We start from the raw sequence: 25,068 nt of genomic DNA on the forward strand, positions 1-25,068 counted from the left end.
GGCCGCTACAAGCAGGACGGCAGTGGCAAGGCATTTGCCCAGCACCGGCTTGATGCCCTGCGCAATGACGCGGTCAGCGGCAGTGGCAAGTCCAACAGCGCAGCCCTGCTGCCGGGCCAGACATTTTCACTCACCGAGCATCCGAACGGCAGCCTCAACACCGACTGGCAAATCGTTCATATCCGCCACACCGGCGAACAGCCGCAGGCGCTGGAAGAGGAGGGCGGCAGTGGCCCGACCGTGTACCACAACGAATTTAGCGTGGTCAAAGCGAGTACCACCTGGCGAGCGCGGATTGGCAGCCCCGAGGCACCCCACAAGCCAATGGTCGACGGCCCGCAAATCGCCAGCGTGGTTGGCCCTGAAGGGGAAGAGATTTACTGCGACGAACATGGCCGGGTCAAACTGCAGTTCCCGTGGGACCGCTATGGCTCGAGCAACGACCAGAGCTCCTGCTGGGTACGGGTCAGTCAGGGTTGGGCAGGCGGCCAGTACGGCATGATGGCCATCCCGCGTATTGGCCATGAGGTCATCGTTAGCTTTTTGGAAGGGGACCCGGACCAGCCCATCGTCACCGGTCGCACCTTCCACGCCACCAACCGACCGCCTTACGAGCTGCCCGCCAACAAGACCCGCACCGTGCTGCGCACCGAGACCCATCAGGGTGAAGGCTTCAACGAGCTGCGTTTTGAAGACCAGTCGGGTCAGGAAGAGATTTACATCCACGGTCAGAAAGACCTGAATGTGCTGATAGAGAACGACGCTGCTTGGCACATCAAGCATGACCAGCACACCGACATCGACAACGAGCGGGTCACCCGCATCAAAGCCAACGACCACCTGACGGTGGAGGGCGAGAAGCGCGACCAGATCAAGGCCGACTATTCGCTGACGGTGGATGCTTCCATGCACCAGAAGCTGGGGCAGTCACTGCTGGTTGAAGCGGGCCAAGAGGTCCACATCAAGGCCGGTAACAAGATTGTGCTGGAAGCAGGCTCAGAGCTGACGCTCAAGGTCGGTGGCAGCTTTGTGAAAGTTGACCCGAGCGGTGTCACCCTGGTCGGTCCCTCCATCAAGATGAACTCTGGCGGTAGCCCTGGCTCAGGCTCTGGGTGGGCGGGTCAGATGCCCGGCTTGCCGGGTGGTGTGGAAGTGCCTGTGGCGCCACCGGCCATGATAACTGCGCTTGGTATTCAGAAAACCATGGAGTCCATGATGCCGATGGCCAAACCTTGCCCGCTAGCAGACCAAGGGGGTAACTGATGGTATTGCAACAATGGCGCGAAGAAGGGGTTCTATATGCAGTCATTGATGCGGCAGCAGACCCCTCCTTGGTTGCGCATTTCTATGAGCTGGGCGGAAATGATGCCTACCCACTGTTTGCTGGAACAGACTTTTCGGCGCAGGCCGAACACGGTCCTTGGCTGCTACCTACCCCCTCGCAGGCTTTTGTTGAGGCACACCCCACACTCAGCGGCTTTTACTGCCGTAGTCGCGCCTCGAAAGAAGTAATGCAGAGTCACTGGCAGAGCCTGAACAGCGCCATTCATGACGGCGAGGCCGTGTGGTTTCGCTACGCCGATCATCGCATCTTGCTACCAATGCTCACCGCAATGACGCCAGGAGAGCGAGATGCGCTGCTTGGCCCGTGTGAACAGTTAATGATCGAAGGGCAGTGTGTCACACAAAGCCAAGATTTCATCTGGGTACCAGCGAGTGAAACACCTTGGTTCCATATTCGGGAGCATCAACTAGCGGGTCTTTATAACGAGTCCCGCCATGCTGACATACTGCATCGCCATCTCTGGCAACGAATAGAGAAGGTGATGAGAGCCCACACCAACCCCAAACCGGTGATCCTGAACACGTTGCAGCAAGCGAATCGAGATGGGTTGGTTGAGGATGCGCGCGAGGGCGTCATCGCTGGAGCCCTGGCGCTGCAAGCCGATTTTACGCTGGACAGCATACGTGCCCCCTTGATGCTCACCGACGATGAATTCATGCAAGTCGCCAACTGGCTCGGCAAACACCCTGATTTGATAGGAACTCACTGATGGCTGTAAGTGCACATTGTTTACTCTGCGAAAAATATGATCGGTGGATTGAGATCGATGTTCGTGATGAACAGAACCAATCATTTAAGGGCCTCAAGGCCACGCTGAAAGATGAAACCGGCCAGGTGAAAACCGTCACCCTCAAGGATGGCCCCACCTTGGTGAAAGGCTTTGCCGTTGGTGAGGTTACTCTGACCATTGAGAACCAACCTTGGCTTAAAGCGGCTCAAAACCGGGAAAAATTAAAAGAGGGGGAAGCAAGCAAGGTTCCGGCCTATGCCGATAAGTTTCTTGGCCATAAGGGTGTGAAACGTAAACACGTCAAGCTGACTACTGGGGACCTGTGCCAAACCGATCCAGAACAGCCGTTGCCGGAAGGTCACAAGCGTGGTCAAGCTCAACCAGCTCGTCTGCTCACTGACGAGTCCTACGTGATCGAGGTGAAAGGTTACCAGCTCAATATCTTGCGGATTGGCGTCTTCTTCGATGGTACCGGCAACAACACGCGCAATGCTCAAGTGGGACTACAAAAGGTGGAGCAATGGTTGCTAGAGACCTGTTCCGATCCAGCCCAGCGGGAGAAAGAGCTACGGGGCTGCCAGATGGGGCAAAGCCCGGTTAAAGGGAGCTCGGCCAATGATGTGACCAATGTAGGCAAGCTGTTTGAACAATATGACATCACAGCAGGCCCTTTGGTGACTCACAGCTATATCAGTGGTATTGGCACTCGCGACCCAATCGCAGGAGACAATGGCCCTGAATATCGTTCGGATGACACCCTGACCCAAGGATTTGACCTCGATTTTGGTGGAGATAATACCTCTATTATCGGAAAAGTAGATGCAGCATGTGAACAGAGCATAGTTCGCTCGATCAATCGGGATTTGGGCGAGATTTTAGTTGATGTAGAGCGTATCCATCGTATCGAGTTTGATGTGTTCGGGTTTAGCAGAGGCGCCGCCGCCGCCCGCCACTTTGTTAATGTGATAGACCAAAAAACCGATCACCATTTGGTACACGCTATGGCCAATAGCCCGAATATTCGCCTAAAGGCAGGTTTTGATTGGGCTAGCCGCGACGATGTACGCTTTACCTTCGTTGGCCTGTTCGATACCGTAGTTTCCTCTTACAACCGCAGTGTCAATGTTCAACTCAAAGCGGATTGTGCAGAGCGGGTAGTACATCTCACCGCGTTGGATGAAGTGCGTAAATACTTCCCGCTATCACGCATTACAGAAGATGCTGCTGGCGCCCGTATTCCTGCTCACTTTACTGAGCTGGCGCTACCGGGGGCTCACTCTGACATAGGTGGCGGTTACTATAGCCGCTGGAGCTTGAGCAATCCCAACAGCGATCCAGCCCTGATCGAGTGCATTGAGCTGGAACGTTTTATGAGTGTAGAAACTGTTTCAACACCAGATGCCGAGAGCATTGCCTATCAAAAAGCCAAGGCGTATGCCGAGGAGAAACGAACGTTGGGCTGGGTCACTCGTATCAACCCTAACCTGTCTCGTGGCGCCGTGCCGCCACTGGGGGCGATCAGCCTGAAACCTTATTCGTTCCGGCGTCCCGAGGGAAAAAGTGGCACAGGCCCCGGCAAAAAGTCGGTATATGTGGAAGTGCTGATGAGCCGGGTGGTGGAGGGGGAATACTCCCGTATTCCGCTACATATGATGGTTGAGGCGGGCCGAGCCGTGGGGGTGCCGTTTAAAGCATGGATGCCGGAAGATAGGGCATTGCAGCTTGAACCGCTATCTATCAAACGGCCAGAGGTTGACTTGAAGGAGTTGGATAAACTCTGGGCCCTATCAGCTGTCGAACAGAAGGTTGCCAAGAACTTGACCCATCAATTATCACCCGATGTTTACCGCGCCTTGCGTCGTGACTATCTGCACCACAGTGCCAGCAACCAGGGCATCGCTAATCCGGCCAATACCAATAAATATGAGCCCAGCATCAGCAAGGAGAGACGTGAGATGATAGGGAACAAGGAAGCATAAAGATGAAATATATCGTCGCATTGTTGGGAGTCAGCTTGTCATTGATGGCCTGCGCGGTTCCACAATCTCTGTCTAAATTTGCTTGGGATTATGGTACAGGCAGCAATATAGATCTTACTAAGAACACCAAGACCGAGTTCTATCTTGGAGGGAAACAGGTTTATGCGGACCGTCTAGCTGGAGGGGGGGCTGGAGGTCTGCTTGCCGACCGTATCAAGGGACAGCGTTACTACTGGGCTGGCGGCGGTGGCCTGCCCACCGATGGCGTTCCCGTCCCCGATAAAGCCGTGATTGAAATGGTTTCGTTCCATGATGGCAAGCGCTACAGCATCAAGGTGGACTTGCCTGCCAATCTGGAGCAGCAGATGCGCCAAGTCTACTCAGTCGAGGGACGTTATGACCGCCGTAGTTGGCTCTTTTTTGGTCTAGCGCCCGGCGGCTATTTTGAGGTGTTGCTCAAAGGGGATGGGCTACTTGTTAAGCCAGATATTCTACTTACCCGTGGTATCGCCGAAGAGGTGACCGATGATTGGTATGATCAGAGAGTACCGATAGCGCGCCAATATGGTATGGATGATTTCGACAAGAAATATGGTGAGCTATTCAAGCAATACCCAGTTCCTAGCGGGATGGATTGGGCTCCTATCATGGACGCTTACCGTGCCGCACAGCCTAAGACGGATACCAATCCGGTCAACTGATTTGGATAGCGGTTTAAGAGGTATCAATGAAGCAGTACCAAAACTGGTTGGCCCAGTATCTGATTTTTTCGTCGTGATAACGACCATGCCATGGCCGCAGAATTGGCCGAGGGCATCTGTGCTTTCTGGCAGGCAAGGCTAATGGCCAGGGATGGCGCCGCATCAGCTTTGTGCCCATCAGGTGGTCGCGAAGCATATCAGACGAAATGGAATCATAGAAGGAAGCGGCCGATGGCCGCTTCCTTCTTGGGTCTGATTAAGCCGAAAACTCAGCGTTTACCGAATGTCCCTTGGATTACGTTCCCCATAACATCAGGTGATTTTTCCACTTCATGTTGGGCTATTTGATGTTCCACAATTTCCCCCCATCGAAGAAATAAACTCCTCAGTTTTTCAGGGTTACGTAAAGCACCCGCCTGATAAGTTCGCAGGAGTTTGTCACTGATCTGGTGGTTCAACATGTGCTCAATCTCTAGAGGCCCCGCACCGAGTTCAATACCACAGCAGTTTGCAACACTGCGCCGCAGATCGTGAACACTAAAGGGCTCGAGCTCTGCCAGCTTACGCTTCTGTAGCCGGTCAAGGGCGCGCATAAGTGCATCACCAGTGATGGCGTGACCCAGCTTCGTCGTCGATTCGAACACATATGGACTGGTAGAGGAGGTTATCATTCGCTGCTCTGCAATGATTTCCTGAGCCAAAGGCGACAAGGTCACCACGTGCGGACGCCCATTTTTGGTTTCCGGAATCGTCCAGCGATCACCATCCAAGTGTGCCCACTGCATCGATATCACTTCACCTCGACGAACCGCGCTTAATATGACGATTTTAATTGCATTGGCAACACTTCCAGAAAGCACAGAAGTCGCAGCAATGCCACGACCACCAGCTGCTAAAGCTCCACCACCGCCAACGCCCTCCCCCAATGCATGCCACAAGGCTCGTAATTCAGAGACTGGTAGCCATCGCTCTCGAGGTGGATTGGGGGTCGCATTGTAAACTTTGGGTTTGAGCGCCAACGTGGGACTCATCTCGATAAGCTGCCGTCGCATAGCCTCTTCCATCACTTGGTTCATTATCCCCATTGCTTTGCGAAGTCCTTCCAGAGAGACCTTCTGTAGCTTCTGATAGTGTTGGTGGAGGACCGCCATGGTGATATCGCAAATACGATATTTACCAAGGGCCTTTTGTAAGTGTGTTTGGTAAATTCGACGATAATCAGAGACAGTTCGTAGGCTAATCTCTGATCGAACACCATCCCGGCGTTTTACGCTGGCTTTGTGGCTAAGCCATTGCTCAAACAGTTCATCAAGCACGAGCATCTGTTCGTTCTTTTGCTTAGCTTCTACAACAACCTGACGGGGATCGATGCCCTGTTTGACTTGCCCCACAGCAATACAATGTCGCTCACGAGCTTGAGCAAGCCCCATCGCGGGGTATAGTCCTAGGACCATGGTTTGTTGCTTGCCCAGTAGTCTAAATCTATACACGAAGCGCTTTTGCTTACCGGCCCGAACTTCGAGTGATAACCCGTTACCATGTTTAGAGCTGATAGCAAATCGGGTTGCGGTCGCACCTTCTTTAAGCTCTGCCGCCGCGACTTGTCGATCTTGAGAAATCATCCTAAAACCTCGTATTGGGGTACCACCTGGGGTACCACATTTGGCATCGTATAGGGTTGTATGTCGTTGGACAAGAGTGAATTTGACTTGCAATTAAACCATTGAATTTAAACAAAACATTATTTTTTGTTGGATTTATCAAGACAGGATTAAACGTGAGTTCATTGACTTCGTAATGCGAAGGTCGGGGGTTCGACTCCTCTTACCGGCACCAGATACAACAAAGGGTTAGCTTCGCAGTGAAGCTAACCCTTTTTGCTTTTTTGCAATTGGTCCAACACTGGGCCCAACATCACACTATCCATCCCCCTCCTTTGAGATTTTCTACTTGCTTTGCTTCCACAACAAAAAGCCCATCCGTCAGCGGTGGGCTTGAATTATTTGGGCTGTGGGATCCAAGCCAAAGGCTAGAATCGCCCCAAACACCTTTTGGCTATGCCCCCAATCAGTTTAAGTGGTGCTTTTTAATAAAGGCGTCGATGACGTTCTCGTGCATGTCAAAAGAGCGAAAAAAACAGATGGTTTTACGGGCCAGTCGCTTGATGCGCGTTCTGAGCGTCAGGTGGCGTTAATGGGATGGCCTACTTCAAGATTAGCCTTTCAACAGATAATTGGGACATAGCCCAAAATAAGTGGGCAGCAAGTGCCCAAGTCCATCTTCGATCGTCATCACAGAATTACCCAAGCAATTATTACTCTTGGGCTAATGATTCACAATCCAGCTTAATTGATGCACAGCGCCTTACGGAGGAAGCTTACTCCAGCCGAAATCTAGGCAAACATGATTTGTTGAATCAGGAGGTTAATAATGAACGCTGGCCAAACTCCGGCCCGGGACTGGAACACTCGTCGCAGCGAAAAAGCTCGACGCGTTGCCTCCCTTCCCGTACAGGGCAAGGTAATTCCCACCGATGGTCTGGTGGATGCGCTGGAAAAATTGATTGCTCCCGGCGATCGCGTGGTCCTTGAAGGTAACAACCAAAAGCAGGCTGATTTTCTCTCCCGCATGCTGGCAGAAGTGAACCCAGCGAAAGTCCACAACCTACATATGATCATGCCAAGCGTGGGCCGTAGCGAACACCTTGATATCTTCGAGAAAGGAATTGCCCGCAAGCTTGATTTCTCTTTCTCTGGCCCACAGAGCCTGCGTATTTCGCAGCTTTTGCAGGATGGCCAGCTCGAGATCGGTGCTATCCACACCTACATAGAACTCTATTCTCGCCTTTATGTTGATCTCTGCCCAAACGTCGCGCTGATTGCCGGTTACAAAGCCGACCGCAAAGGTAACCTCTACACAGGGCCAAGTACCGAAGATACTCCGGCTCTGGTGGAAGCTGCTGCGTTCCGTGATGGCATCGTTATTGCTCAGGTTAACGAAATCGTTGATGACGAGTACGACCTGCCGCGCGTGGATATCCCTGGTTCGTGGATTGATTACGTGGTTGTTGCCGACAGGCCGTTCTTTATTGAACCTCTGTTTACCCGCGACCCACGCCTCATCAAACAGGAACACATCCTGATGGCGATGATGGCGATTAAAGGCATCTACGCCGAACATCAGGTGCAGTCGCTCAACCACGGTATCGGCTTTAACACCGCAGCTATCGAACTGTTGCTACCGACCTACGGCGAACAGCTAGGTCTGAAAGGCAAAATCTGTAAACACTGGACCCTGAACCCGCATCCGACACTGATCCCGGCGATTGAAAGTGGTTGGGTTGAAAGTGTGCACTGCTTTGGCGGTGAACTGGGGATGGAAGAGTATATCCGCGCCCGTCCGGATATCTTCTTCACTGGTTCCGACGGCTCCATGCGCTCGAACCGCGCCTTCTGCCAGCTGGCAGGCCAGTACGCGGTCGATATGTTTATCGGTTCGACCCTGCAAGTTGATGGCCTTGCTAACTCCTCCACGGTGACTCGTGGCCGTCTTTCCGGTTTCGGTGGTGCACCAAATATGGGGCACGATCCGCATGGTCGTCGCCACGCCACACCGGCATGGCTGAACATGATCACTGAACCAGACCCAATGCAGCGTGGTAAAAAACTCGTCGTACAGATGGTCGAAACCTTTCAGGCTGGCGTGAAACCCACGTTCGTTGAGCAACTCGATGCGATTGAAGTGGCGAAATCCTCAGGAATGCCACTGGCGCCGGTGATGATTTACGGCGACGACGTGACCCACGTGCTGACAGAAGAAGGTATTGCCTACCTTTATCGCGCAAAAGACATTGAAGAGCGCCGGGCTATGGTGGCCGCCGTTGCCGGGATCACCGATATCGGCCTTGGCGTGGATGCAAAACGTGTTGCCGACCTGCGCAAGAGCGGCAAAGTGGTTTATCCAGAGGACATGGGGATTCGTCGCACGGACGCCACCCGCTCTTTGCTGGCAGCAAGTAGCGTTGCCGATTTGGTGGAATGGTCCGGCGGTCTTTATAACCCACCAGCGAAATTCCGGAGCTGGTAATGAAACTCCTGTCACAGACTCATGCAGAGGTGCAGGCCGAGCGGCTGGCAAGGATCGCCCTCGAAAGCCTGATCGACGAAGCACGATTAAGCCCGAAGCCAGGTCTGGTGGACAGCCGGGGAAACGGTGCCCATCACGACCTTTCGTTGGCGCTGATGGAGTACTCAGCGTATAGCCTGACGCCTATGTTTCTGCAACTGGCTCAACAAAGCTGGCTACGTCCTGCCGACATTGCCTTGCGTGAAATGATCGGTCGATTAGGACGCGAAGGTGAGCAACAGATGATGGCCGCTACGGCTGGTGTGAATACGCATCGCGGCGCTATCTGGGCGCTTGGTCTTTTGGTTAGCGCCGTGGCGATGAATGGCTCACAGGCCAGTGCGCAGCAGATTGCGGATACCGCCGCCATGCTTGCACGTTTGCCAGACAGCGCCGCACCGAAAATCTTCAGCAAAGGCCTGAAAGCCACACATCAGTATCGGGTGCCGGGCGCACGTGAAGAAGCGCAGCAGGCGTTTCCGCACGTGATGAATCTGGCGCTGCCTCAGCTTCGACACAGCAGGGCGAAAGGGGCCAACGAGAGTGAAGCCCGTATCGACGCCTTGATGGCAATCATGACCTCGCTTAGTGACACCTGCGTGCTCTCACGAGCTGGAATGCCTGGTCTGGAAGCGATGCAGAACGGCGCTCGCGCTGTGCTTAACGCCGGAGGTTGTGCCACTGCGGCAGGACGCGACGAGCTTGCAGCTCTTGATGTGCAGATGTTAGCGCTCAACGCCTCGCCCGGCGGGGCTGCGGATTTGCTCGCCGCCACCCTGTTTCTCGACAGGGTCAGCCAGCCTCTGTCTTGTTCATTTTAAAGAGGATGTTATGGAACAAATTACATTGTCATTTCCTGCCAACCGCACCGTCAGCGGCAAGGCCCTGGCAGGTGTCGTTGGCTCCGGAGATATGGAAGTGCTGTTCACCGCAGCCACCGGAGAAACTCTCTGTATTGATATCACCACATCGGTAGATAACAGTACCAGCCGCTGGAATGCGCTATTTGACCGCCTGAACCTGACCAATGGCTTGCCTGCAGGCAAGCTGGTTATCCACGACTTCGGCGCTACCCCGGGCGTTGCCCGCATTCGCATCGAACAGGTTTTTGAAGAGGTGAGCCATGCGTAACGATCGCAGTTTTATTGAATTACGGGCACGCGACCGAGCTCATGCCCTGCTGGACGAAGGCAGCTATCGCGAACTGCTCGATCCGTTTGAAGGCATCATGTCACAGTGGCTCGCGCCACAAGGCGTGGTCCCACAGTCTGACGATGGCATGGTGGTTGCTCGCGGCACCATCAATGGCCAACCAGCGGTGGTTATCGCCATCGAGGGCACCTTCCAGGGGGGCAGCATGGGAGAAGTGTCGGGCGCAAAAATGGCCGCGGCACTTGAGCTGGCTGCTGAAGACAACCGTAACAGTATTCCAACCCAAGCTGTGCTGAGCCTTGAAACCGGTGGCGTGCGTTTGCAGGAAGCCAATCTCGGTCTTGCTGCGATTGCGGATATTCATGCGGCAATAGTTGATTTACGTCGCTACACCCCGGTCATCGGCATCATAACCGGCACCGTAGGTTGCTTCGGTGGGATGTCCATTGCTGCCGCACTTTGCAGCTATCTAATCGTGACCCGCGAAGCTCGTCTTGGTCTGAACGGTCCGCAAGTTATCGAGCAAGAAGCCGGGATTGAAGAGTACGACTCCCGCGACCGTCCGTTTATCTGGAGCATGACTGGCGGCGAGATCCGGTATGAAAGCGGTCTGGTTGATGCACTGGTCGGCGACGGCGTAAATGCGGTGAAAACCGCGATGAACGAAGCCATCGCCAAAGGCGTTCCGACCCAGCATCGCAGCGATAAATACGCTGATTTCCTGACTTGCCTGACGCACTTCGATACCCGCGCACAGGTTGATACGGCACAGATCAAACTGCTTTTCGCCCGGGAGGTAAAATGATGACTCGAAGCAACAGCCGTGGCGCAATTTGGCTGGAAAAACTGGCGCCGAATGCCCCACGGATAAACAGCCTCTGCCCATCAGTTCAGGTGGCGGATGCAGACCTTAACGGTGAAACCGTGCGTTTCATCTCTGTCGTGCCGGATGCCAACAATCACTATCCGCGTGCCACCCAAGGTGAGGTTGGGTTACTGGAAGGTTGGACACTGGCGAAAGTGGTCAATGAAACCATCGACGCTGACGCCAACAGCAACGTCAAACGTCCGATTGTGGCAGTGATTGACGTCCCAAGCCAAGCCTATGGTCGTCGTGAAGAAGCATTCGGCATTCATCAGGCGCTGGCAGGTGCAGTAGGCGCTTACGCCAAGGCGCGTCTGGCTGGTCATCCGGTGATTGGTCTAATCGTCGGCAAGGCGATGTCTGGGGCGTTTCTGGCACACGGCTACCAAGCCAACCGTCTGATTGCCATCAACGACAAAGGCGTGCTGGTACATGCGATGGGGAAAGAATCCGCCGCTCGTATCACACTGCGAACCGTAGATGCGCTGGAAAAAATGGCAGCCACTATTCCGCCGATGGCTTACGACATCAGCAACTATGCCACTCTCGGTCTGCTTTCGGATCTGCTAACCATCAACAATCCTGATGCGCCGTCAGATGCGGACTTGGCTCTGGTCGAAATCACTGTTCAGAAGGCTATTTCGGATGCGCGTAAAGATCCAAGTCTGAAAAACCGTCTCGGCGCGGAGAATCGCCGTAGCTCTGCCCTCGTTCGCGAACGGATGCGTGTCGCTTGGTAACGAGCAATCCGTAGTTCGTAAAAAATTAGCCGAAAGCGGTCACCGTCGGGCGCAGCTATAGCGCCCACGGTTCAGCCTCTTTTTAAAAACTATCACCATCGCGTCAGTGTATTTTTTATCTTCTACAGGTGATCTATGACTTATGTAATCATTCATGCTCTAGCTCCGATCTTTGTGATCATGCTGCTGGGCTTTTTTGCCGGCAAAGCTGGAATGGTCGACAATAAAAATGTATCGCTGCTCAATATCTTTGTGATGGATTTTGCTCTGCCTGCTGCGCTATTCAGCGCAACGGTTCAAACGCCATGGGCGGGTATCGTCGCGCAGTCGCCACTTATTGTGGTACTGACTGGCGCAATGTGGCTCACCTATGCAGCGATCTATTTCTTGGCGACTAGCGCCTTTAAAAAATCCCCGCAGGATGCTGCTGTGCTAACACTAACCGTTGCGCTACCGAACTATGCGGCACTTGGCCTGCCAATTCTTGGTAGCGTGCTAGGTGAAGGCTCAGCCACTTCGCTGTCTGTGGCAGTATCCATCGCTTGTGGCTCAGTACTGATGACACCATTTTGCTTGCTGATCCTTGAGCGTGAAAAAGCGCGTGCAGCCGGAGAGAACAGCGGTTCTACTTTGTCCATGCTGCCAGTTCTAATGTGGCGCTCCCTGAAAAAACCTATCGTTATGGGTCCACTGCTGGGTGTGATTCTGTCGGCTATCGGTATCAGAATGCCAGAGCTGCTGCTGGTAGCCATCAAACCACTGGGCCTGTCCGCTACAGCTACTGCACTGTTCCTGACCGGTGTGATCCTGTCAGCTCGCAAACTGAAACTGAATGCGATAGTAGGTATTGCCACCATCACCAAACTGTTGATCCAACCGTTTATTGCTTGGGGCATCGTTCTGGCGCTCGGTCTACACGGTTCTGTAGCTATTACCTCCATCCTGATGATTGCCCTGTCTGCTGGCTTCTTCGGTGTGGTGTTCGGTAACCGTTTTGGTGTTCAGTCGCCAGATGCAGAAGCGGTTCTGCTGTTGAGCTCGGTCTTGTGCATCCTGTCGTTACCGTTGTTTATTACCTTAACTGCAGGCAGTTGATATGACATTCACATCGCGCCCTCACGACTTACTGTGGTTGAAAAGCAGCGATGCCCTGCTGAACATTCAGGATGCATGGGTGGCAAGCCAGTGGAACACTGGCTTGCCTGTGGTAGTGCGACGCGATGTGAATGATGAGAGAGATATTCCGGTTGGCGTGCGCGGCATGACGCGCGAACAACGCGCCGCCGGATGGGTGAAAGCAAAGGTCGTGTCACGCGTGGTGACGCCTGAAATGGTCGCCGATCGCGAGCATCTGCTGCACTCCCGATTTGTTTCCGAGCAGCCTGTTCAGGCTGCTATTTTACTCACCACCGTTGCCTGGCCCTGGCACTGGGGTATTACCGGTAGCACCGGTTATGCCATTGCTACTGACATTCCGGTTCTACACGCCGACAGCGATCTAGATTTGCTTATTCGTGCACCACAGCCGTTAACGCACGATGAATTGCGTCAATGGCAGGCACAGGTCGAAACGCTGCCGTGCCGCGCCGATACTCAAGTTGAAACGCCATTTGGCGCTTTCGCCCTCAATGAATGGCTGCGTGAAGGACGCGTTCTGCTGAAAACAACCACCGGCCCGCGTCTTACCAACACGCCGTGGCACAGGGAGTCATGATGAAAACTATTTTCACCTTCCCCGGTCAGGGGACCCAGCATGCCGGGATGCTGCAAAGTATCCCTCACCGCGAAGCTATATTCACCGAAGTTCGTGCGGTTCTGGGCGATGAAACAGACCAGCTTGATAGCCCCGATGCACTGCGACACACTCGTGCTGTACAACTTTGTCTGCTGATAGCAGGCGTCGCTTGGGCACGTGAGCTGATAGAACATGAAGTCAAACCCGATATCCTCAGCGGCTTGTCGATTGGCGCTTACCCTGCGGCAGTAATTGCCGGAGCGCTGGATTTTCGCGATTCCCTGCGCCTAGTGGCGCTGCGCGGTGATTTGATGGAGCAGGCTTATCCGCACGGTTACGGCCTAACGGCAATTGTCGGGCTAAGGTTGAATCAGGTCGAAAAATTGATAGCAGGCAGTAATACCTATATCGCTAACCTGAACGCCGAAACGCAAATTGTGATCGCCGGCCGCGACGAAGATATGGCCGCTGTTGCGCAGAAAGCACTGGATACTGGTGCTAGCAAAGCCACTCGCCTTGCTGTGAGCGTACCGTCTCACTGTACCCTGCTGGATGAACCGGCGGCAAAATTAGCTGAGGCATTTAAATATGTGACGTTGTCACGCCCACAGCGCGCTTACCTAAGCGGCTCGACTGGGCGTGTGCTGTGGGACCCCCTGAAAATCGCTGACGATCTGGCGTTTAATATGGCCCGCACTGTGCAATGGAAGGATACGATTGTATCCGCCAATCAGCGAGATGCCCGCCTCGCCATCGAAATGCCACCGGGCAGTGTGCTGACAGGCTTAACGCATCTAGCGGGCTGGCAAGGCGAAGCAATTTGCCGCGAACGCAGCAACATTGGAATGGCTCGACATCTGCTGAAACACCTTACTTGTTGAGGCCTAGGAGGGCGTACATGCGCCCTTCTGCAGCCAGCGCCAGCAGGTCCTGATCGCGCTCACGGTGGTGTGAGTAGACAATCGAAATCAGCTGGCGCATCTGGTACGGCTCCGCTAGCTTCAACAGCTGCACATCGTTCTCGTATACCTTCTTCATCCTTCCAGGGACCAGCGAAAACCCGACACCCGCCTGTACCAGACTTATCATCGAAAAGATGTCGTTCACGCGAGTAACGATTTCCGGCTCAAACCCGGCGACACTAAACGCCTCCTGAAAACCGGCATAAGTCGCAAACCCTTCTGCCAGTGATACAAACTTACGGTCAGCATAATCACGCAGATCGGCATTTTGCGCACCGTTCAGTTTTTCACTGGCAGGTGCTGCCAGGAAAATGTCGTCGTGGAACAACGGGATCACATCAAATTTCGCACCAGCAAATTCCCCCTCTTTAGTGGAGATCAGGATCGCATCCAGCGCGTCGTCTTCCAGCATATCCAGCAGTATTTGGTTTGACCCCATGGTCAGATCCAGTTCCAGAGAAGGGCGGCGCAGCTTCATGCCCATGATGATTTTCGGCACGGTTTCCAGAGTCAATGAATACAATGTGCCAATGCGCAATCGTCCACGCCCGACCCCAGCCACCTTACGCGTCTCTTCCAGTCCACGACTCATCAAGCTCATGACATCCTGGCTGTACTCTAGCAGTGTCCAAGCAGCAGGCAGCGGCACTAAATTACGCCCTTTATGGATAAACAGTGGGCAGCCGACCCCCTCTTCTAGCGTGTGCAGTGCGCGATGCACGCTGACGTTGCTGAGCTCCAGCGCATCCGCCGTGCGGGCGATATTGCCTTTACTCATAAACATCATAAACACGCTAAGTTTGCGGAAGGTGATGTCCTGATTGATGTCGTCTTTCATCGTCGTCCGGTTTCATATTTCTGAGTTGCAACTTACAAGATGTCTCTAAAGTGCCAAGGGGGTGCTTTTAACATTGATTCGGATTAACCGGTGGATTTAATCCTCTGTTTGAACGGATATGAGTGGACCCCAATATTGATTAGCTTGCAGCGATGGTATCTGTGTCGCATCGCTGCGGCCTTCTTCTTATCCGTAAACTTCTTGTCGAAAGTCAGGTTGGTGTTCAGGGTCTGGCTGGTATCTTCGTACAACTTGCTAGTCAAGTGAGATATTGTAAATTTTCTGTGTAAGTGGCTGTTAGTGACTGCTCTAGCCGCTCGTCGAACAGGATCATACTTTGGCTCATCGCCTGCTTTTTGTCCCGTATCAGCATGGTCCATTTTTTACCTATCTGATGCAACGCCAAATACAGCACCTTCGGACTGACTTGTCGGTCGGAAATGACCGCCGGATCTTGGTTAACTTGCGCAGTGAGGCATTGAGCGACTCTATCGCGTTGGTGGTGTATATCACCTTCCGAATTTGCGGTGGATAGTCAAAAAATACGCTCAGTCGTTCCCAGTTATTCACCCAGGAGCGACTGATGCCGGGATGTTCCTCATCCCATTTTGCACCAAAGGCAACCAGCTCCTGCTCAGCCTGCGACAGGATGGCAGCACTGTAAATCAGACGTAAGTCGCCAGCCAATTCCTTACGCTGCTTCCAGCTGACATAACGCAGCGAGTGGCGCACCTGATGTATGATTCAGAGCTGTACTTGGGTCTGCGGATAGATAGCTTCAATGGCTGCCGGGAACCCTTCAGCCCATCAACGCAGGAAATCAGGATGTCCTGTACACCTCTGTTTTTCAACTCTGTCATCACCGATAGCCAGAACTTGGCCCCTTCGGTTTGTGCCATCCACAACCCCAAGCGCTCTTTCTCGCCATCCATATTGACGCCCAGCGCCAGATAAACGGTCTTGTGCTGCACCGCCTCAAAGGCACGGCTACGCACGACCAGCGCATCCAGATAAACCATGGACTCTGCCAGGCGGTCACTTCCTCCATGACAGCATTGGTGACCTGCGAGATGAAGGTGGCTGAAACCTCTACACCATAGACTTCGGCAAAGTGAGCCTGGATATCGCGGGTGGACATGCCGCGAGCATAGAGGGAGACAATGCGGTCATCAAAACCCTGCAACTGCCGCCCGCCCTTTTTGGCCCGTTGTGGCTCGAAGGTGCTATTGCGATCACGGGGCACCTCAAGTTCGATGTCACCGTGCACCGAGCGAACGGTCTTGGCACTCTTGCCATTGCGATAGTTGCCGGTGTTCTTGCCTTGGGGTGCGTGCTTGGCATAGCCGAGATGGGTGTCCATTTCCGCATCGAGGACGCGCTCGGCGATACGCTTGGTCAAAACCACTTTCGCCGAGAATATCTTCGGGGTTGATGCAGCCCTCGAGCAACTGGTCGATGAGATTGTCTGGTATTGGCATTCTGTTGTTCCTTTCAACAGGTTGGTCAGGATGCCACTTACACAGATTTTTTACAGGCTCGGGAGGCATGATGCCTCCCTCTTTTTATTGGATGCCAATCAGGGCAAAGGTTTCAGCCACATTGACGCTGTAGCCATAGCACCGTCCCTGCCATTCAAAATTTCGAATATTAAGTCATAAAAGTGCTTAACTGACTGGCATTATGGCCGCAGTCCGCTCTATACCGACCAGACTATCTGTACCTTCCTGATGCTCAAGGGGATGTGCAGCCTCACTCTGCGCACCACCAAAGACCCACCCGCCCCCCTGCTCGGGTTGATGACTGTGCCATTGCGTGCCCCCGACTATAGTTGGGCACACCCGCTGAAGGTGGCCTATCGGCACTCCTCAAAGGGGACGACACATACAATAAAACCTTTTATTTCAATTTTTTATAAATGAAAAAAGGCAGCCGAGCTGCCTTTTTTGTTTGAAGCCGAGCTTAGTAGAAGATCCGCTCGCCACGCTCGCTCATCTTGAGCCACACCGGCTTGGTGCTGGTCTTGCTCCAGATGCGGTGCAGATAGCTGTAGAAACGGGCGCGATCACTGCGAAACAGCATCACGGGGAAAGCCAGAATACCCACCAGCAGCGCATAGACGCGACGAAGAATTATCTGAGTCAGGGAATAGGGATGAAACATGATAACACTCCTTACTGGTAAGACCACCGAACAAAGACTACCCCACAACCTGTAGAATTACCACACCCAAAAACCGCGTTTTTTCGCAAAAAAGTTCACAAAAAGCCACTAAATGAAATTAGGTTACATCAAATAACTTATAAGCAACAAAATCTGGCAAAGCGGTGCCGTTTGACCAGATTTAATGCGTTGGTAGTCAACATGGAGTCTGTGCGATGAAACCTGCAGAAGTGGCAATCATAGGGGTGTTGGGCCTGTTGCTTTGGTCGGAGTGGCAGGATTGGCGACTTAATCAAAACGACAGCATAGAGTTGGCCTACAAGGGGGCTCCAACCATCAGCCTGTGGCAATGCGGCCAGTTGAAACAAAAGATGATGGAGCTGACCGAGCATTCGGCCGAGGTACAGTTTCAATTCCGGGGACAGGACCTGGTAGAGGTCAATCGCTATCTGGAACGGGAGTGGCAACAACAGGGTTGCGAACCCTTGCTGACACAGCAGGGATATTGAGAAAGCTCGAATAGCGGGAAACAGAAATGCACACATGAATGTGTGGACTGTTGGCTCTGGTATGATGCTTATCAGAAAGGTTATGGAGGCACGTTCCGGAGTCGAACCGGACTAAACGGATTTGCAATCCGCTGCATAACCGCTTTGCTAACGCGCCATGCTGACAAGGCTGATTGCCTTGAAAGTGATACTCATAGTTGGTGCTATGAGAAATTGGAGCGGGAAACGAGACTCGAACTCGCGACCCCGACCTTGGCAAGGTCGTGCTCTACCAACTGAGCTATTCCCGCTTTACTGCCGCGTGCCAGTTACCTGACAACGAGGCGCATTATACGTACCCCCAGCGCAGGCACAACCCTTTTTTCGCACTTTTAGCCCTTGCCTGTGCTGTTTGCTCAGGGTTTAAACGGCTTGGCCAAAAAAACCACATCAGGCTGTGACCCCACAGGCGAATTTAAGATAAAGCCATTGAAATGATTAGTCTTTAGTCAGAGACTTGAGCCGCTTAGTAACTGGATTCTCAATTGAAAATCACACGATGAAATGGATCTTCAAGCCACGTGGGCTCAGGCCGCAGCTAATGCTGGCTTTTTTCATGTTGGGTCTGGTGCCCTTCCTGGTCGTCACCCTCTTCTTCCTCTACAGCCACGGCAAAGATCTCACCACCCAGACCTCCAACCATCTGGTGTCGGTGCGTAACATCAAGAAGAGCCAGCTGGAGGATTACTTCGGCAACCTCAAAGAACAGATCATCAACTTCTCCCAGCAGGATTTTGCCGGCAACAGTATCGGCCGCTTTTATGGCTTCACCGGCGCCTTCGAGAAACTCGGCATCACGCCACAGGAGGCCCGCGCTCGCGCCCAGGCTCGCTATGTTCCCGGCTCCTGGGATCAGTTGCAAAAACCCGACGACCAGGCCGACATAGAGCCCTCCATCAGCGCGCTGATCCTGGCGGACGAGATGTATGGCCGGGTGCACCAGCGCTTTCATCGCGGCTATGCCGACATGGTGCGCAAATCCAACTACAGCGACATTTTTCTGGTTGATCTCAACGGTGACGTGGTCTATTCGGTCACCAAGCACCCTAACTTTGCTACCAATCTGCTCTCGGGCCCCTATCAGGCAAGCGGCCTTGGCAGCACCTTCGCCAAGATCAAGCGTCGCCTCGATGGCGGCCAGAAGCCGCAGCAGATCTTCGAATTCACCGACTTTGGCCGCAACGAGTTGACCGGCCAGGTGGTCGCCTACATGGCCGCCCCCGTGATGCAATACGACTATGTGCGCGGCGTGGTGATCTTCGAGTTGCTGCCAGACAAGCTCAACCAGATCATGGCGGAACGGGAAGGCCTCGGCGAGACCGGCGAGACCATCCTGGTCGGCCCCGACAAGCGGATGCGTGCCAATGCCTGGCTGGCGCCACAGTTCAGCGTGGAGAACAGCTTCAGCCCCGATTTCAGACCTCTGCAGACCCCGCTGGTGGTCAAGACCCTCTCCGGTGAGCAGGGCGTCGGGCTGTTTCGCTCCTATCAGGATGACGAGGTGCTGGCCGCCTACACCCAGGTGAAGGTGTTCGACACCGAGTGGGCCTTCATCGCCGAGATCTCCACCAGCGAGGCCTATCGCCCCATCCGTCAGCTGGAGACGCTGGTGATCCTGCTGGGGGCTGGCTCCCTGCTGCTGCTGATCCTGTTCTCGCGCTGGCTCTCCCACTCCATCACAGCCCCGCTACGCGCTCTCACCGCCGCCGCCGAGCAGGTGGCCGATGGCGCCCTGGATCACCCCATCACTATCCCCCGCACAGACGACGACATAGACCGGCTGGCCCAGGCGTTTCGTCACATGCAACGCTCGGTGAAAGAGAAGATTGAGCTGATTGAACAGCAGACCCAGGAGCTGCAGCAGCAGGTCAAACTGACCCACAAGCAGAACCTCAGCCTGCAACAGGCGGACAAGCTCAAAGATGAACTGCTGGCCAATACCTCCCACGAGCTTCGCACTCCCATTCACGGCATCAAGGGGATGGCCGAGTCCATGCTCGCCAGCCAGCAGGACTTGACCGAAGGACAACAAAAGCAGCTCGGCCTCATCATCAAGAGTGCCGACGGTCTGGCCCGTCTGGTGGACGATCTGCTCGACTACCACCAGATGCGCTACGGCCAGCTGGAGATCCAACCCCAGCCGGTCTCCTCCAAAGGGGTCATCCGGCTGGTGCTGGATCTCTGCCAGCATCTGGTGCAGGCCAAACCCCTTACCCTGGTAGATATCAGCCCGGCCGAACTGCCCCCCGTACTGGCCGACGAGCAGCGGCTCGAACAGGTGCTCTACAACCTGGTGGGCAACGCCATCAAGTACACGCCGCAGGGCAAGGTGGTGCTCAGTGCCAGCGTTGAAAACAGCTTCCTGCGCATCAAGGTGATCGACACCGGCATCGGCATCGCCAAAGAGCATCTGGAACATATCTTCGAGCCGCTGGTGCAGATCAGCCCCGAGGTAAGCAAGCAGGGGGCTGGCCTCGGCCTCTCCATCACCCGCCAGCTGGTGCACCTGATGGGGGGTGAGCTGTTCGTCGAGAGCGAGCCAAGCGTCGGTTCCACCTTTGCCTTTACCCTGCCCCTTGCCAGCGGCAAAGCCGCCAATCTGACCCAGGGCAGCCGTCAGATCGAGCATCAGCTGGTGCGCCAGCAACCGCTGATCCTGCCGGACTGGGAGAGTGACGATCTGCCCCCTCCCCCCGAGGGTGCGCCGCTCATTCTGGTGGTGGATGATGAGCCCATCAACCTCCACATCCTGCGCCACCTGCTGCAACCCTGCGGCTACCGCATCCTGCCCAGCAGTGACGGCCACGATGCGCTGGCCAAGCTGGCCGAGGAGCCGGTCGACCTCATTCTGCTCGATGTGATGATGCCGACCCTGTCGGGGTTTGACGTCTGCCGCCGCCTGCGCGAGCAGCACCCCAAGGATATGCTGCCGGTACTGCTGCTCACCGCCCTCAACCAGCCCAAGGATATTGAGGAAGGCTTCGGGGCCGGCGCCAACGACTATCTGGTCAAGCCCTTCTGCAAGGAGGAACTGTTTGCCCGGGTCAAGGCACTGCTGGAAGCCAAAGCGGGCCGCGCCTCGCTGGTGGAAAACCGGCTGCTGAAACAGGAGATCGAGCACCGCCTGACCCTGCAGGAGCAGTTGCATCAGGATCAGCAGCGGCTGCTGGCCCTGCTCGGCGAAGGGGGTGATCCCATGGTCTTCATCGACGATCAGGGCACTGTGCTGTTTGCCTCCCGGGTGCTGGCCCGCTTGCTGGGCCAGGAGCCGGAAACCATGAAGGGTCGGTCGCTGGACGAGTGGCTGGCAAGCCCGCTGGCAACCCAGTGGCCCGATCTGAAGGCTGGCCAGGAGCTGCGCCTGGCGTTTCTGGTGGCCGGGTTGAAGGACGAGCTCAATGCCCGCGCCCTGCCCATCAATCTGGGGAACCGGGCCGCCTTCGCCCTAACCCTCAGCACTGAGCCACGTCAAGATGAGAACCGGGTGATGGCGCTGGAGAACGCCCTCAAGAGCTTGTCACGCCAGGCCATCATAGAGGACGGTCAGCTGCTGGGCGAGCTGAGCCGCCTTGGCGGCGAGTTCCGCTCGCTGGCCGATGACCTCATTCGCCAGCAAGATGACGAACCGCTGCGCCGGGCACTGGTAGAGACCATGCAGCTCACCCTGAATGCCTGGCAGCAGAGTACGGGCAAGGGCAAAATCGTATTGGCGGAGAAGAGCAAGTTGTGGCGGGTCTATATGGACAGATCCAGCCCGCAGACCCGCACCCTCGACAAGTACCTGAGCCTGGATACCCTGCCCAAATCACCGCGCTGGAAGACGGTAGTGGCCACCACAGAGTATGTGCTTGGCCACTGCCCGCTCCATGACAAGCAGCGTCAACAGTTGCAACACAGCGCCCAGACCCTGCGTCAACTCGCCAACCGCAAAGCGTGATTAATAGTGCCAAATGGGCGCCAGATCACAATTGGCAATCTGGTTTCTTTTGGCGCAAAAAAAAGCCCCGCACAGCCTTAAAACAGAGAGCAGATCTAATTCACAAATTTGTCATATACACCATTCTTGTAACCACTTCTTGCGCGAAAGTAAATAATGCAAAGCAATGATTTAAAACAGATAAAAAGGCGTTTTGACGAGTTTGACGTAACGCCGTTGATTTTTACGAAAACAACGAAATCAATAGTTGTTGTTTTCCTGTTAAATCTGGTTTGCTAAGGGCGTTGGAAAACAGAACGACAAAGGTTAGACACCTGACCAACACCGAGGGCCGATCTCCTCAGCATGCGACGTCGGTGCTCACACAAAACAAGGCGAATCCATCAGGAATGCCAAAAAATAAGAAAGGAAAACATATGCTTGCCAAAGTATCCAAAATCTCTACTGCTGTCCTGTTGGGAACCATGATGCTTGCAGGGGCTGCCAGCAACGCCATGGCCGCAGACAACAAAACCGTGCTGACCATGGTCGCACAGCAGGAAACCGCCTGGGTCAAGAACTTCAACCCCTTCCTGCAAGCTGGCCTGTTGCACACTACCCGTCACTTCATCTATGAACCCTTGGTGATATTCAACGATATGCAGGGGGGTAAACCCGTCTATCGTCTGGCCACCCACTTTGCGTTCAGCGATGACCTGAAATCTGTCACCTTCGATCTGCGTGACGGGGTCAAGTGGTCTGACGGTCAGCCCTTTACCGCCGATGACATCCTCTTCTCCTTCAATCTGGTCAAGGCCAACAAGGCGCTGGATGAGCGCTCTATCTGGACCCAGATCAAGAGCATCGAAAAGCTGGCCCCCAACAAGGTCAAGTTCGAGCTGACCGAGGTCAACACCAACGTGGTGAATGACCTGGTACTGGTGCCTATCGTTCCCGAGCACCAGTGGAAATCGGTGAAAGATCCGGTGGCCTTCACCAACGACAAGCCGGTCGGTACCGGTCCTTTCACCGAGGTGGACAACTTCTCAGCCCAGCTCTACACCCAGTGCCGCAACCCGCACTACTGGGATACCGCCAACCTCGCCATCGACTGCCTGCGCATGCCGCAGATGGCCACCAACGATCAGGTGCTGGCCGCCGTGATGAAGGGTGACGTGGACTGGTTCGGCTCCTTCGTGCCTGACATCGAGCGCCTCTACGTCGGCAACGATCCGAAGAACAACAAGTACTGGTTCCCGGCCTCCGGTACCGTGGCATTCAACGTCAACTTCCAGACCAAGCATCCCGGCAACCACGAAGCGTTCAACGACATCAACTTCCGCCGCGCCTTCTCCATGGCGATGGACAGACAGTCCATGGTGGACATCGCCGGCTACGGCTACCCCACCGTCAACGAATATCCATCAGGCCTCGGCAAGGCGTTCGCCTCCTGGGACAACCCGGAAGTCGAGAAGAAATACGGCCAGTTCAACAAGTTCGATCTGGAAGGTGCCAAGGCCCTGCTGAAACAGGCCGGCTACAAGGACTGTGACGGCGACAAATTCCTCGACACTCCGACCTGCCAGAAAATCACGTTCAAGGTGCTGGTACCGAACGGCTGGACCGACTGGGTCAACACTGCCCAAATCGGGGTCGAAGGCTTGCAGGCCCTCGGTCTGAACGCCAAGACCGCCACCCCGGAAGCGACCGTCTGGACCGAGAACCTCATCACTGGCGACTTTGATGTGGCGCTGCAGGGCTACTTTGCCGGAGCCAACCCGCACAAGTACTTCGAGACCGCGTTCCACTCCCGCAACATGGGCGAGCGTGGCAACCGCTTTGCAGCGCCCCGCTACAAGGATCCCGAGCTCGACAAGCTGATCGACGACTTCACCCAGACCGCCGATGCGGCCAGGCAGAAGGAGATCATGTTCGCCATCCAGGATCGTGTTGGCGCCAACCAGACCATCATTCCGGTCTTCAACAACCCGACCTGGTACGAATACAGTACCAAGCGTTTCCACGGCTGGTTCAGCGCTGATAACCCGGTAGCCAAACCTCAGCTCCACCCGGACACCCCTGAGCGTCTGCTGCACGTGTTGTCTCTCAAGCCCAACAGCTAAACAATCCCGGCCCCCTGCGGGGGGCCATTTTCCCCGCCATCTCTTCCATCCCCCCGGATCGTACGGGGTTGGGGGAGCTTTGCCCGACGCGGGGCAGGCTTGCAGTAAAAGGGTTTACCATGGGATTTATACTGAGACGTTTCTCCTTCTATCTGGTCGCCTTCCTGGTCGCCGCCACCATTAACTTCCTGCTACCCCGAGCCATGCCTGGGGATCCTGTCTCCGTCATGTTTGCCCGCGCTGGCGCCATGATGGAACCCGCCGCCCTGGAGGCCCTCAAGGCCACCTTCGGTTTTGTCGACGGCCCCATCGGCACCCAATTTCTCACCTATGTGAAGAGTGTCTTCACCTGGGATCTCGGCACCTCGGTGCGTTTCTACCCGCAGCAGGTCTCTGACGTGCTGGGCCGCGCCATCGGCTGGACCCTGTTTCTGGTGGGCACCTCCACCATACTGAGCTTCTCCATCGGTTCCATCGTCGGCATCTTCGCCGCCTGGCATCGCGGCGGCCGGATGGACAGCATTCTCTCCCCGCTCACGCTAGTGATGCAGGCCATCCCGCCGGTGGTGGTCTCCCTGCTCGCCCTGTTCCTCTTCGGGGTCAGCCTGGAGTGGCTGCCCATCGGCTACGCCTACAGCCCGGAAATTCCGGCTGACTGGGGCTGGGAGCACATCAAGAGCATCCTGACCCACGCCATCATGCCGGTGCTGACGCTGTCCATGGTGCAGGTGGGGGGCTTTCTCATCACCATGCGCAACAACATGATCAACCTGCTGGGGGAGGATTACATCACCATGGCCAAGGCCAAGGGACTCTCCAGCAACCGGGTGATCTTCAACTACGGCGCCCGCAACGCCATACTGCCGAGCGTCACCGCCCTCTCCATGGCGCTCGGGTTCGTCATCGGCGGCTCCCTCATCACAGAGGTGATCTTCAACTATCCCGGCCTGGGTCTGACCCTCTATCAGGGCATACTGGCCCGCGACTATCCGCTCATTCAGGGGCAGCTGCTCATCATGACCATCACCATGCTCAGCTTCAACTTCCTGGCCGACATGCTCTACGTCTTCCTGGATCCCCGTCTGCGTAAAGGAGGCAAATAAGATGCATATGCCAACCATGCTCAACATGCTGTTACCGGACAACAAG

General features: G+C 54.9%; 19 protein-coding genes, 2 tRNA genes and 3 pseudogenes. 17 read left to right on the plus strand and 7 right to left on the minus strand.

Features of this window, described 5'->3' with window-relative positions:
- The 4 genes from tssI to BN1129_RS14640 form a co-directional block, all read left to right on the plus strand.
- The coding region (gene tssI, locus BN1129_RS14625) for a type VI secretion system tip protein TssI/VgrG (protein ID WP_042037452.1) at nt 1-1,263 on the plus strand (1,263 nt) is incomplete at its 5' end.
- Entirely contained in the window at nt 1,263-2,054 is a 792-nt protein-coding gene (locus tag BN1129_RS14630) for a DUF4123 domain-containing protein (RefSeq protein ID WP_042037453.1), read from the plus strand. The genes tssI and BN1129_RS14630, both read left to right, overlap by 1 nt.
- On the plus strand, nt 2,054-4,054 hold the full coding sequence (locus BN1129_RS14635; RefSeq protein WP_042037454.1) for a phospholipase effector Tle1 domain-containing protein: 2,001 nt from the start codon (nt 2,054-2,056) through the stop codon (nt 4,052-4,054). Before BN1129_RS14630 ends, BN1129_RS14635 begins: the two co-directional genes overlap by 1 nt.
- A 2-nt stretch (nt 4,055-4,056) precedes the next feature.
- On the plus strand, nt 4,057-4,755 hold the full coding sequence (locus tag BN1129_RS14640; protein ID WP_042037455.1) for a DUF2931 family protein: 699 nt from the start codon (nt 4,057-4,059) through the stop codon (nt 4,753-4,755).
- Between the two features lie 269 nt (nt 4,756-5,024).
- Here BN1129_RS14640 and BN1129_RS14645 read toward each other — a convergent pair whose 3' ends face one another.
- The gene (locus BN1129_RS14645) at nt 5,025-6,377 is read right to left on the minus strand and encodes a tyrosine-type recombinase/integrase (protein ID WP_042037456.1); all 1,353 of its coding nucleotides are present in this window, start codon (nt 6,375-6,377) and stop codon (nt 5,025-5,027) included.
- Nucleotides 6,378-6,822: 445 nt separating this feature from the next.
- Nucleotides 6,823-6,942, minus strand: a pseudogene (locus tag BN1129_RS22690) (IS1 family transposase); the annotation flags it as partial.
- 243 nt (nt 6,943-7,185) lie between these two features.
- Between BN1129_RS22690 and mdcA the strand changes: the two are divergent.
- The 8 genes from mdcA (at nt 7,186) to mdcH (ending at nt 14,253) form a co-directional block, all read left to right on the plus strand.
- Nucleotides 7,186-8,841 carry a malonate decarboxylase subunit alpha gene (gene mdcA, locus BN1129_RS14650; RefSeq protein WP_042037457.1) on the plus strand — a complete coding sequence of 552 codons (1,656 nt, stop codon included), beginning with the start codon at nt 7,186-7,188 and terminating at the stop codon, nt 8,839-8,841.
- Nucleotides 8,841-9,701 carry a triphosphoribosyl-dephospho-CoA synthase gene (locus BN1129_RS14655; RefSeq protein WP_042037458.1) on the plus strand — a complete coding sequence of 287 codons (861 nt, stop codon included), beginning with the start codon at nt 8,841-8,843 and terminating at the stop codon, nt 9,699-9,701. The genes mdcA and BN1129_RS14655 overlap by 1 nt, the downstream gene beginning before the upstream one ends.
- Before the next feature lie 10 nt (nt 9,702-9,711).
- Nucleotides 9,712-10,011, plus strand: coding sequence for a malonate decarboxylase acyl carrier protein (gene mdcC / locus BN1129_RS14660; RefSeq protein ID WP_042037459.1), 300 nt, complete (start codon nt 9,712-9,714; stop codon nt 10,009-10,011).
- Entirely contained in the window at nt 10,004-10,837 is an 834-nt protein-coding gene (locus BN1129_RS14665) for a biotin-independent malonate decarboxylase subunit beta (RefSeq protein ID WP_042037460.1), read from the plus strand. The genes mdcC and BN1129_RS14665 overlap by 8 nt, the downstream gene beginning before the upstream one ends.
- A complete protein-coding gene (gene mdcE / locus BN1129_RS14670; RefSeq protein ID WP_209418517.1) occupies nt 10,834-11,637 on the plus strand; it encodes a biotin-independent malonate decarboxylase subunit gamma in 804 nt (267 codons plus the stop codon). The genes BN1129_RS14665 and mdcE overlap by 4 nt, the downstream gene beginning before the upstream one ends.
- 135 nt (nt 11,638-11,772) lie before the next feature.
- Nucleotides 11,773-12,732, plus strand: coding sequence for an AEC family transporter (locus BN1129_RS14675; protein WP_042037461.1), 960 nt, complete (start codon nt 11,773-11,775; stop codon nt 12,730-12,732).
- 1 nt (nt 12,733) lies between these two features.
- Entirely contained in the window at nt 12,734-13,351 is a 618-nt protein-coding gene (locus tag BN1129_RS14680; RefSeq protein ID WP_042037462.1) for a malonate decarboxylase holo-ACP synthase, read from the plus strand.
- Entirely contained in the window at nt 13,351-14,253 is a 903-nt protein-coding gene (gene mdcH / locus BN1129_RS14685) for a malonate decarboxylase subunit epsilon (RefSeq protein ID WP_042037463.1), read from the plus strand. The genes BN1129_RS14680 and mdcH overlap by 1 nt, the downstream gene beginning before the upstream one ends.
- Here the strand turns inward: mdcH and BN1129_RS14690 are convergent.
- Both BN1129_RS14690 and BN1129_RS14695 read right to left on the minus strand, forming a co-directional pair.
- Nucleotides 14,243-15,172, minus strand: a complete 930-nt coding sequence (locus BN1129_RS14690) for a LysR family transcriptional regulator (protein ID WP_042037464.1) — start codon at nt 15,170-15,172, stop codon at nt 14,243-14,245. The two genes, mdcH and BN1129_RS14690, sit on opposite strands and share 11 nt — an antisense overlap.
- Before the next feature lie 259 nt (nt 15,173-15,431).
- A pseudogene (locus BN1129_RS14695) lies at nt 15,432-16,650 on the minus strand (IS256 family transposase).
- Between the two features lie 204 nt (nt 16,651-16,854).
- Between BN1129_RS14695 and BN1129_RS23495 the strand changes: the two are divergent.
- Nucleotides 16,855-17,046, plus strand: a pseudogene (locus BN1129_RS23495) (IS5/IS1182 family transposase); the annotation flags it as partial.
- Between the two features lie 85 nt (nt 17,047-17,131).
- Here the strand turns inward: BN1129_RS23495 and BN1129_RS14700 are convergent.
- Entirely contained in the window at nt 17,132-17,332 is a 201-nt protein-coding gene (locus BN1129_RS14700; RefSeq protein ID WP_042037465.1) for a YbfA family protein, read from the minus strand.
- Nucleotides 17,333-17,547: 215 nt separating this feature from the next.
- Here BN1129_RS14700 and BN1129_RS14705 point away from each other — a divergent pair, with 215 nt between their 5' ends.
- Entirely contained in the window at nt 17,548-17,841 is a 294-nt protein-coding gene (locus tag BN1129_RS14705) for a hypothetical protein (RefSeq protein WP_042037467.1), read from the plus strand.
- 83 nt (nt 17,842-17,924) lie between these two features.
- On the opposite strand, the gene BN1129_RS14710 is transcribed toward BN1129_RS14705, so the two are convergent.
- Nucleotides 17,925-17,998, minus strand: a tRNA-Cys gene (locus BN1129_RS14710).
- 57 nt (nt 17,999-18,055) lie between these two features.
- Nucleotides 18,056-18,131 (minus strand) — tRNA-Gly (locus tag BN1129_RS14715).
- Nucleotides 18,132-18,379: 248 nt separating this feature from the next.
- On the opposite strand from BN1129_RS14715, the gene BN1129_RS14720 reads away from it, so the two are divergent.
- The 3 genes from BN1129_RS14720 to BN1129_RS14730 all read left to right on the plus strand — a co-directional run bounded on the left by BN1129_RS14720 (nt 18,380) and on the right by BN1129_RS14730 (nt 25,022).
- Nucleotides 18,380-21,817, plus strand: coding sequence for an ATP-binding protein (locus BN1129_RS14720; RefSeq protein ID WP_042037469.1), 3,438 nt, complete (start codon nt 18,380-18,382; stop codon nt 21,815-21,817).
- 416 nt (nt 21,818-22,233) lie between these two features.
- Nucleotides 22,234-23,919 (plus strand): ABC transporter substrate-binding protein, encoded by a 1,686-nt coding sequence (locus BN1129_RS14725; protein WP_042037470.1) that lies wholly within the window; start codon nt 22,234-22,236, stop codon nt 23,917-23,919.
- A 119-nt stretch (nt 23,920-24,038) separates the two neighbouring features.
- Nucleotides 24,039-25,022, plus strand: coding sequence for an ABC transporter permease (locus tag BN1129_RS14730; RefSeq protein WP_042037471.1), 984 nt, complete (start codon nt 24,039-24,041; stop codon nt 25,020-25,022).
- Nucleotides 25,023-25,068 lie beyond the last annotated feature (46 nt).

Origin of the sequence: Aeromonas popoffii (assembly GCF_000820025.1) — a bacterium.
GTDB lineage: Bacteria > Pseudomonadota > Gammaproteobacteria > Enterobacterales > Aeromonadaceae > Aeromonas > Aeromonas popoffii.

Bases quoted from the DNA above. Each gene is read 5' to 3' on its own strand.
- BN1129_RS14630 (WP_042037453.1), top strand. From the start codon at position 1,263: ATGGTATTGCAACAATGGCGCGAAGAAGGGGTTCTATATGCAGTCATT.
- BN1129_RS14675 (WP_042037461.1), top strand. From the start codon at position 11,773: ATGACTTATGTAATCATTCATGCTCTAGCTCCGATCTTTGTGATCATG.
- BN1129_RS14655 (WP_042037458.1), top strand. From the start codon at position 8,841: ATGAAACTCCTGTCACAGACTCATGCAGAGGTGCAGGCCGAGCGGCTG.
- BN1129_RS14640 (WP_042037455.1), top strand. From the start codon at position 4,057: ATGAAATATATCGTCGCATTGTTGGGAGTCAGCTTGTCATTGATGGCC.
- BN1129_RS14730 (WP_042037471.1), top strand. From the start codon at position 24,039: ATGGGATTTATACTGAGACGTTTCTCCTTCTATCTGGTCGCCTTCCTG.
- BN1129_RS14705 (WP_042037467.1), top strand. From the start codon at position 17,548: ATGAAACCTGCAGAAGTGGCAATCATAGGGGTGTTGGGCCTGTTGCTT.
- mdcC (WP_042037459.1), top strand. From the start codon at position 9,712: ATGGAACAAATTACATTGTCATTTCCTGCCAACCGCACCGTCAGCGGC.
- BN1129_RS14720 (WP_042037469.1), top strand. From the start codon at position 18,380: ATGAAATGGATCTTCAAGCCACGTGGGCTCAGGCCGCAGCTAATGCTG.
- BN1129_RS14700 (WP_042037465.1), bottom strand. From the start codon at position 17,332: ATGTTTCATCCCTATTCCCTGACTCAGATAATTCTTCGTCGCGTCTAT.
- BN1129_RS14665 (WP_042037460.1), top strand. From the start codon at position 10,004: ATGCGTAACGATCGCAGTTTTATTGAATTACGGGCACGCGACCGAGCT.
- BN1129_RS14635 (WP_042037454.1), top strand. From the start codon at position 2,054: ATGGCTGTAAGTGCACATTGTTTACTCTGCGAAAAATATGATCGGTGG.
- BN1129_RS14680 (WP_042037462.1), top strand. From the start codon at position 12,734: ATGACATTCACATCGCGCCCTCACGACTTACTGTGGTTGAAAAGCAGC.
- BN1129_RS14690 (WP_042037464.1), bottom strand. From the start codon at position 15,172: ATGAAAGACGACATCAATCAGGACATCACCTTCCGCAAACTTAGCGTG.
- mdcA (WP_042037457.1), top strand. From the start codon at position 7,186: ATGAACGCTGGCCAAACTCCGGCCCGGGACTGGAACACTCGTCGCAGC.
- mdcH (WP_042037463.1), top strand. From the start codon at position 13,351: ATGAAAACTATTTTCACCTTCCCCGGTCAGGGGACCCAGCATGCCGGG.
- mdcE (WP_209418517.1), top strand. From the start codon at position 10,834: ATGATGACTCGAAGCAACAGCCGTGGCGCAATTTGGCTGGAAAAACTG.
- BN1129_RS14725 (WP_042037470.1), top strand. From the start codon at position 22,234: ATGCTTGCCAAAGTATCCAAAATCTCTACTGCTGTCCTGTTGGGAACC.
- BN1129_RS14645 (WP_042037456.1), bottom strand. From the start codon at position 6,377: ATGATTTCTCAAGATCGACAAGTCGCGGCGGCAGAGCTTAAAGAAGGT.